Here is an 8,638-nt window from a genome sequence, read left to right on the forward strand (position 1 = left end):
TCTGTTGCAATGAAGATGAGAATCAAGGCTTTGCCAAGCGAGACGAGACGCTTAACGCGGCGCTTGAGAACCTCAAGTCGCTACGTGATAAAATCAACCCGCGCGGGTAAGGACGGTCAGTAACTAAAGGCACTAAAGAAACCTCGTGAACCCGTTGGGCCATGAGGTTTCTTTTTATAGCGACCTCATTTATTTTTTAGAGCGCTATACTTTAGTCACGGAGCAACTCGTCCAGAGAGGAATACTATGGCAGAGCAGCAGCTTATCGGAGCGCTCGAGGCCGGCGGCACCAAGATGGTCTGCGCCACGGGCTATGCAGACGGCACGGTCCTGGAACGCGAGCAGATTGCGACCACGACCCCGCAGGAGACCGTTGAGGCCGTCAACGCATGGTTTGCCGACAAGGACATCGCCGCGCTGGGCATCGGCGCCTTTGGCCCCACCGCAGTCAACCCTGCCTCGTCCCAATACGGCAAGATCCTGGAGACGCCCAAAACGGCATGGCGCTACTTTGACCTGCTGGGCACCATCCAAAACGAGCTCAATATTCCCTGCGGCTACGACACCGACGTCAACGTCGCCTGCCTGGGCGAGGTCACCTTTGGTTGCGCCCAGGGCCTCACTGACGTGGTGTATCTGACCATCGGTACCGGCGTGGGCGCTGGCGTGCTCTCGGGCGGTAAGCTCGTGCACGGCATGATGCATCCCGAGGCCGGTCACATCCTGGTCACGCGCGACCCGCGCGACACCATTGGCGCGCACAGCGCCTGCCCCTTCCACGACAACTGCCTCGAGGGCCTCATCGCCGGCCCCGGCGTTAAAAGGCGCTGGGATGGCAAGAGCGCCGGAGACATGGCCGATGACCCGGAGGCCATGGATCTGCTCGCCGGCTATCTGGCGCAGGCGCTCATGACCTTCATCCTGTGCTATGCGCCGCAGAAGATCGTCATCGGCGGCGGCGTGGCCGACCACACCCCCATCGTGCCGCTCGCGCGCAAGAAGTGCGCCGAGATGCTCAACGGCTATATCGTCACGCCCGAGGTCAACGACATCGATACCTACATCGTCAACAACAGCCTCGAGGGCAAGCAGGGCATCATGGGCTGCCTGGCCCTAGGCGCACAGGCGCTTCAGTAACAGACGCACCTACAGGGCGTGGCGCACCCGGCAAATCCGACCTATGGAACGACGCCGCCACACCTCATATAAGCCCTCCAATAAAAAAGGCCGCCTAGGACCAAACAATGCGTCCTTAGGCGGCCTTTTTGGCGCACATCAGCGACCGTAAGAGATATCGGAGCACAACGCCCGTTGCCGCTCCACAGCAGTCGATCATCACATCGGTGATCATGCCGGCGCGTCCCGGCACAAAGAGCTGAATCGTCTCGTCGATCGAGGGAATCAGCAGCAGGAACACTGCCGTGGGCAGCAGCACGTCAAAGGTGCGTCGGCCCTCAAAATCAAAGGCGTGCGTTGCCAGGATGCCGAGCACCAAATACTCGGTAAAATGCGCGCACTTACGAACAACAAAGTTGGTCACCCATTCATATGGAAGTCCCACGCCGTGCAGGAAACCGCGGATAGCTTCCATGACCGTTAGGCTCAGTGAGCCCGACCCCGAGCCGGGAACCAGCGAATTGCCCCAGATCAAGAGCGCCATCAGGCAGGTTACGACCGCCCATTTTCGATTGATCTTAACCATGCAGAAGTTATGCCTCCGCACGGAGCGGCGCGAAGCTGGCGGTACCGCCCTCGATAACGCTCAGATAAGCACGGCCCGTAAGCTTGGCGGTAGAGGACTGAAGACGCTCGATCTCTTCCTCGAGGATCTGATTGACGCGCTCGTGACGACGATTTTCCATAATGCCGGCGGCAATAGCCTCGGCCCGCTCGATGCTCTCACGCGAGATACGGGCAGTATCCTCGGGGAACACAGCGCTGTGACGGCCGACATAGGCGGGGGCAGCAGGCTGAGGGGCAGCGACGGGAGCGGGGGCTGAAACAGGAGCAGGCTCGTCAATCTCATCCAGAATCGCGGTGGCGGCGGCCCACATACCCTCGTGGCCCGAGTAATCGGCCATGGGGACATCAACCTCGAGCGAGGCGTCCGGAAGGTCGCCGGTGTCGATGCGATCTTGGGCATCAATCGATGCGGTGATGGCTGCAGGCTCATCGAGGTCATCGAGATCGATGCCCGCGGCACCGGAGATGATAGGCATGCTGGCGAGGTTTGCATTGTACGGCGCAGCCTCAGCCGCCTGCTGCTGGGCAGGAGCGCCCCAAAGCGAGCTTTCGGCGGCACGGCGGGCGGCAACAGCCTCCTCGTCCGCGGTCATGGCTTCATCAACGTACGAATTATCGGCAGAAGCGTTCGCGACCGCCGAGGTAGCGCTGTAGGCGTTATTGACCGCCGCATTGGCAACGAGTGCCACGAAAGCCGCCGTGCTGCCCGCAGGGGCGGCCTGGGAGCCCGACACGGCGCGTGCCGCGGCGGCGATATCATCGCGATTGAAGGAGCCGGTCTGCCCGCCGTTGGTGAGCTCGTCGATGGCGACTTGATAGACGTCGCGCGAGCGTGCAGGGTCGCAGCTCACCGGCGAATCGTCGTCGAGCATGCTGTCGATCATGGACCAAGCCTCGGCCTCGTCCATAGCATCTGCGGCTCGAGCGATGGTAGGGACACCATCATCGGCATGACGGCGCTGGAACGCACCAGTCAGGCCGGAAAGGAATGCCGAGGTAGACTGCTCCGACTGAGCCTGAGAAGCAGAAGCCGCAGCGTACGGAATCGCATCCTGCTGCTGAGCTGGAATCGAGGCGGTCTTGAACTCGCTTTGATGCTGATTGAGATTGGCGGCACCGCCCATGGCATCGGGCTGGAACAGACGCTCTTCACGCTGCGCACGATACTCGGAGATACCCAGCGAGGCGGCATAGATACCCACGCCCGCCACCGCGCCCACGGCGAAGGGAACTGCACCCGCCACGACCGTCTCGTTCACCGACGAAAACGGCAGCGTCGCGGCATACATAACCACGGGAGCGGCAAGGCCGATCCCGCACGAAAGTCCGGCAAGGACTGCTCGTTGTGTTGCATCAGAAGAAGCCATGAGCTCTCCCCATCTTCCAGCACCCAAATCGCATCATTCAGTTGGCTGCGCGAGAGAAGATGAAGCGGGGCTATGCCCCAAAGCAACGGTATATGGTTCGTTTCATCTGCGTTTTCCGTCGCGAAGCTTAAAAGTTATTATGCGAAACCGTCCTGTCGATTGCAAGTGACGATGTCGGATTGAAACGGGAAACCTGCTGCTCGTCGGTCTTACGGTCAAAAATAAGCGCGGAGCGGCGCTATAGAAAAGGGCCGAGGCTCAAAGCCCCGACCCTTTATCGCATTGATGACTATCGCTGCGCGTGGATGACAACCTAGAACGTCTGCTCGTAGTCGCTGTGTTTTTTGGCCGAACGCACCAGGAACTCCTGGTTGGTGTTGGTGCCCTTAAGACCCTTGATAAACGATGCGGCTGCGCGCTCGGTGTTGTTCATGCCGGCAAGAATGCGACGCAGACCAAAGACAAACGGACGCATCTGCTCGTCGACCAACAGGTCCTCGTTACGCGTACCGGAGGCAACGGGGTCGATAGCCGGGAAGATGCGGCGGTCGGCCAGGTCGCGGTCGAGCTTAAGCTCCATGTTGCCGGTGCCCTTGAACTCCTCAAAGATGACTTCGTCCATCTTGGAACCGGTGTCGATGAGGGCAGAGGCCAGGATGGTAAGCGAGCCACCGTTCTCGATATTGCGGGCTGCACCCAGGAAGCGCTTGGGCGGATATAGGGCCGCCGAATCGACGCCGCCCGAAAGGATGCGGCCCGAGGCGGGCGCCGCCAAGTTGTAGGCGCGGGCGAGGCGCGTGATGGAGTCGAGCACCACCACGACGTCGCCACCCAGCTCTACGATGCGCTTGGCGCGCTCGATGACGAGCTCTGCCACGCGGGTGTGGTTGTCGGCAGGCATATCGAAGGTCGACGCCACAACCTCGCCCTTGATGGAACGCTGCATATCGGTGACCTCTTCGGGGCGCTCGTCGACGAGCAGGCAGATGAGGTGCACCTCGGGGTTGTTAATCGAGATAGACTGGCAGATCTTCTTGAGGATCGTGGTCTTGCCGGCCTTGGGCGGGGACACGATCAGGCCGCGCTGGCCCTTGCCGATCGGTGACACGATGTCGATGGCGCGGCCGGTAATAGAGTCCTTGCCGTGCTCCATGCGCAGCGGCTCGTTGGGATAGACCGGGGTGAGGTCGCCGAACTTGGGACGGTTGCGAATCTGCTCGGGGTCCAGACCGTTGACGGTCGTGATTTTGGCGAGGCCGGCGCGCTTGTCGCCGCCGCGCGAAGGACGCAGCGAGCCCTCGATGACGTCGCCCGTGCGCAGGCGCGCGGAGCGGATGAGGTAGGCGGGCACGAAGGCGTCGTCGTTGGACTTCATGTAGCCATGGGCGTGGATGATGCCGGAGCTGTCCGGGCGAATCTGCAGAATGCCCTTGATGTCGCGGAAGCCCTCGGCCTTCGCAGCGGTGACGTAGATTTCCTCGACGAGCTCGGCCTTCTTCTTGCCGGTCGTCTCGATCTCGAACTCCTTAGCCTTCTCGCGCAGCTCAGCGACCTTCATGGCCGCGAGTTCCTCGCGCGAAAGCGTGGGCTCGGTGGGAGCGGCATTACGCTCCTTGTTGCGCTGTTTGCGATCGCGCTGGCGGTTGCGACGGTCGTTGTTGCGGTCGTCCTTACGCTCGTTGCGCTCGTCGTTGCGCTTGTGCTGGCGACGGTTGGGACGAGTGCCGTCTTCGCCCTCAGCGGGGGCGGCACCATCGGTTGCGGCGGTGCCAACATTGGCCGCGGCGGCGTCATTGGCCTCGGCGCCAGAATCAACCTGCGCTTCGACATCCTGCTGCTCGGACGCCTTGGCCTTAACGGACTTCTTACGACCGCGCTTGGGCTTCTCGGACGCAGGCTGTTCGACGTCCTGGGCCTTGGCGACATCAGTCGACGCATCGGCGGTCGTCTCGGCAGAATCCTCGGACGCACCCTTCTTGGCAGCCTTGGCCTTTGACGTGCGCTTAGCAGCAGTACGACGGCTGCGACCGGGACGGACGTCGGCGGGCTCGGCATCGGCGGGAGCGGCCTCGGAAGTCGTAGCATCCTGGACGGGTGCATCGGCAGCGGTTGCAGACTCGGCGGTCGCCGCAGCATCCCGAGCGGCGGCGGCTGCTGCTGCGGCCTTCTCTGCCTCGACAAAGGCCTTGGGCTTGCGACCGCGACGGTGCGGGCGCAAAGCCGGATCGACAACGGGAACTTCGTTGGCCTCGACAGGCGCAGCGGGCTCAACAGGCAATGTGCCCTCCCCTGCCGCGGAACGGACCGAAGCCTCAGTGAGCTCGGGGGCTACCTGTTCCGCAACTTGCTCGGCCTTAGCAGCCGTGCGGCGGCGTGTGCGCGGTGTCGGCTTCTCGGTCGGCAGGTCGGCGGCAGGGGTCTCGATGGCGGCAGGCGTCTCGGGCACAGACGGAGCTGCAAGCTCGGTCAGAGCCGCGGCCTCGCGCTCGGCAGCACGACGGCGGGCGCGCACCACCTGAGCCTCGCTAATCTGCGCCAACGCACGTGCCTGCGCGAGCTCATCGGAAATTGGCGCCGAGGAGTCAGCTGCAACGGTGCGCTTGGCGCGCGTCGTGCGCGTGGTACGGCGCTTGGGCTTGGTGACCTCCTCGCCGTCAGCGGCAGGCTTGGCCGTGCGGCGCGCGAGCTTGGGCTTTGCCGGAGCAGCCTCCTCACCAGTTGCAGGCGCAGGCGTCGAAGCAGCCTTAGGCGTCTCGGGAGCCGAGGCTTGCGCGGGCGCCGCGACCTGGTCCGACGCAACCGGTGCAGCGGGAGCGGCTTGCGTCGTCGTTATTTCGTTTTCTTGCTGTTGATCAGACACAGTGTTTGCTCAACTTTCTTTTCAAGCCCTGTGATCACATGCTCCCTGCATAAACCTTCAGGGCGGCTAAACAGTCTAGTTCCGTTCAAAACGACGGACATCATTGATCTGTATCGAGATGATTGCGTCAACTACGCAGCGTTAGTGTAACACAACCGCCGCCACCTGCAACTTAGTCATTGGGGGCGTTCTTAAACGACTAGTCAAAAGGGACACTCTTTGGTCTACCACCCACAAATCAGACTGCCTCCGCCAAAACTATGGCGGTTTACTACGACGAATCGATCAACCGCGACCACTCCGAAACATGTTGAACTAAAACCGCAGGTAGATGCCTTGCGCTTTTTTGCGAAAAGCCGGCGTGGTTGGAAATTCCCAATTCATCGTAGTAAACCGGCATAGTTTCGTATTTCCAGCAGTTCCAAATTCGTCAATACGTCGGCATTTGCGAAAAAAGCCCGACCTCCATGGGAGATCGGGCTTATAGGGCTCAGTTAAACCAAACCTACACGGTCAAATGACCCGCAGGTTACATCTGCTCGGGCGCGGAAACGCCAACGAGGGTGAGCACCAGGGCGAGCGTCACGCGGACGGCATCGCAAGCGGCCAGACGGGCACGCGAAAGTTCGGGGTCGACGGGACGGCCCTCGCTCGGCAGCACCTGGCAGGCAGCGTAGAAGCTGTGGAAGTCACCGGCGAGCTCCTCGGCAAAGTGCGTCAGACGGAACGGGGCGCGATCGCGAGCGCAGCTGGCGATCAGGTCGGTAAGCTCATTGAGCTTGCGCGAAAGGGCGAGCTCGGTCGGGTCGGTCAGCAGCGAGTAATCGACGTTCTCACCGATGGCCTTGGCGGCAACGGCCTTCATGCCCATCTCGTCGGCCTGCTCAGGCGTTACGTCAGCGGCACGGCGCAGGATGGAGCAGACGCGAGCGTGAGCGTACTGCACGTAATAGACCGGGTTGGAGTTGTCGCGCTTCTTAACGGCCTCAATGTCGAAGTCGACCATCTGGTTGGAGCTCTTGGAGATGAGCGTGTAGCGAGCGGCATCGGAGCCGACCTCGTCGACGAGCTCCTGCAGGGTCACCATGGTGCCCTTGCGCTTGGACATACGGACGGGCTTGCCGTTACGCAGCAGGTTGACGAGCTGGCCCAGTAGAACCTCGAACTTGCCGGGGTAACCCAGAGCGTCGCAGACGCAGCGGACGCGCTCGATGTAACCGTGGTGGTCGGCGCCCCAGATGTCGATGACGTGATCGACGCGCTGGAACTTATCCCAGTGATAGGCGACGTCGGAGGCGAAGTAGGTGTACTCGCCGTCGGACTTGATCAGGACGCGGTCCTTGTCGTCGCCCAGATCGGTGGAGCGGAACCACAGGGCGCCGTCCTTGGTGTAGAGGTAGCCCATCTTGTCGAGCTTCTCAAAAGCGCGGTCGACGGCGGAGGTGCCGGCGGTCTCGCCCTCGGTGTCCTTCACGTACAGCGAGCGCTCGGAGTACCAACGGTCGAAGTCGCAGTTGACGGCGTGGCAGAGGTCGCGCATGTTATCGACCATCTTTACATAGCCGCGCTCGCGGAAGCTCTCCATGCGCTCCTGCGGATCGGCGTCGACCCACTTGTCGCCGTCGGTGCGCCAGAACTCGGCGGCCTCGTCGATGATGTAGTCGCCGCCGTAAGAGTCCTTGCCCAAGGTCTCGGCAAAGTTGTCCTGATACGGATGGGTCTCGGGGTGCTCGTCGTTCTCGTCGGCAACAAAGGCGTCGCGGTCGGCGATCAGCAGCTTGTGAGCCTCGTCGATACCAACGCCCTGCTTGGCGATGATGTCGGCAAGCTGCATATAGCGCGTGCTGATGGAGTTGCCGAAGGTGTTCATCTGAGAGCCGTGGTCATTGATGTAGAACTCACGCTGGATGTCGTAACCGGCGTGGTCCATGACGCGGCAAAGGGAGTCGCCCAGAGCGGCCCAGCGGCCGTGGCCGATGTGCATGGGGCCGACGGGGTTGGCGGAAACGAACTCGACCTGGGTCTTCAGGCCACCACCGACGTTGGACTTAGCGAAGTCCATGCCCTTCTCGCGAGCCTCGCCAAAGATGGCATTCTTGACGGCAACGGAGAGGTAGAAGTTGATGAAGCCGGGGCCTGCGATCTCGACCTTCTCGATCGCGGGGTCCTCGGGCATATGGGCAACGATGGCCTCGGCGATCTTGCGCGGGGCGCAGTGGGCCAGCTTGGCGGACTTCAGGGCCATGGTAGAGGTCCACTCGCCATGAGAAGTGTCAGCCGGTCGCTCGATAGCGCAATCGTCAAGTTCAAATGCGGAAAGGTCGCCGGCCTCCTGGGCCGCAGCAAGCGCAGCGCGTACCAGCTCTTCAATCTTCTCGGGCATAGATCCTCCTTGTGTTAAAGCCCCCGAGCTCTTGGTCACTCGTAGGGCAAAAGCCAGAGTTTGTAGCACTCTATCACAAGCGAGGGGCACTGTCGCAGGGTAAAGCCAATCGAAATTGCATATGCACAAAATTGACTACAGCTTGTATGGAGTCACTCAAAGATGCCGGTCTGCCTGCAGATTATGCACGCGTTGAAAATGCATAAAGGTGTGAATGAGCTGTGTCTTTTATCGAATACTCTTACCTATCAGAGTTGGGTTGATTTTCAATCTCAACGCAACAGC

The 8,638-nt window shown here is 61.4% G+C and carries 5 protein-coding genes; 1 reads left to right on the plus strand and 4 read right to left on the minus strand.

Features of this window, described 5'->3' with window-relative positions:
- Positions 1-246: 246 nt before the first annotated feature.
- A complete protein-coding gene (locus DW850_RS09795) occupies positions 247-1,137 on the plus strand; it encodes an ROK family protein (protein ID WP_117786945.1) in 891 nt (296 codons plus the stop codon).
- A 115-nt stretch (positions 1,138-1,252) separates the two neighbouring features.
- On the opposite strand, the gene DW850_RS09800 is transcribed toward DW850_RS09795, so the two are convergent.
- The 4 genes from DW850_RS09800 to argS form a co-directional block, all read right to left on the minus strand.
- The gene (locus DW850_RS09800; protein WP_117583742.1) at positions 1,253-1,702 is read right to left on the minus strand and encodes a VanZ family protein; all 450 of its coding nucleotides are present in this window, start codon (positions 1,700-1,702) and stop codon (positions 1,253-1,255) included.
- Between the two features lie 7 nt (positions 1,703-1,709).
- Positions 1,710-3,110 carry a hypothetical protein gene (locus DW850_RS09805; protein ID WP_117786946.1) on the minus strand — a complete coding sequence of 467 codons (1,401 nt, stop codon included), beginning with the start codon at positions 3,108-3,110 and terminating at the stop codon, positions 1,710-1,712.
- Positions 3,111-3,423: 313 nt separating this feature from the next.
- Positions 3,424-5,970 (minus strand): transcription termination factor Rho, encoded by a 2,547-nt coding sequence (gene rho, locus DW850_RS09810; protein WP_233540667.1) that lies wholly within the window; start codon positions 5,968-5,970, stop codon positions 3,424-3,426.
- A 529-nt stretch (positions 5,971-6,499) separates the two neighbouring features.
- Positions 6,500-8,353 carry an arginine--tRNA ligase gene (argS, locus tag DW850_RS09815; RefSeq protein ID WP_117786947.1) on the minus strand — a complete coding sequence of 618 codons (1,854 nt, stop codon included), beginning with the start codon at positions 8,351-8,353 and terminating at the stop codon, positions 6,500-6,502.
- Positions 8,354-8,638 lie beyond the last annotated feature (285 nt).

The sequence above is a fragment of the Collinsella sp. AM36-4AA genome, from assembly GCF_003467795.1.
In the GTDB taxonomy this organism is placed as follows: domain Bacteria; phylum Actinomycetota; class Coriobacteriia; order Coriobacteriales; family Coriobacteriaceae; genus Collinsella.

Coding starts and splice junctions, on each gene's coding strand:
- argS (WP_117786947.1), bottom strand. CDS start 8,353: ATGCCCGAGAAGATTGAAGAGCTGGTACGCGCTGCGCTTGCTGCGGCC.
- DW850_RS09805 (WP_117786946.1), bottom strand. CDS start 3,110: ATGGCTTCTTCTGATGCAACACAACGAGCAGTCCTTGCCGGACTTTCG.
- DW850_RS09800 (WP_117583742.1), bottom strand. CDS start 1,702: ATGGTTAAGATCAATCGAAAATGGGCGGTCGTAACCTGCCTGATGGCG.
- DW850_RS09795 (WP_117786945.1), top strand. CDS start 247: ATGGCAGAGCAGCAGCTTATCGGAGCGCTCGAGGCCGGCGGCACCAAG.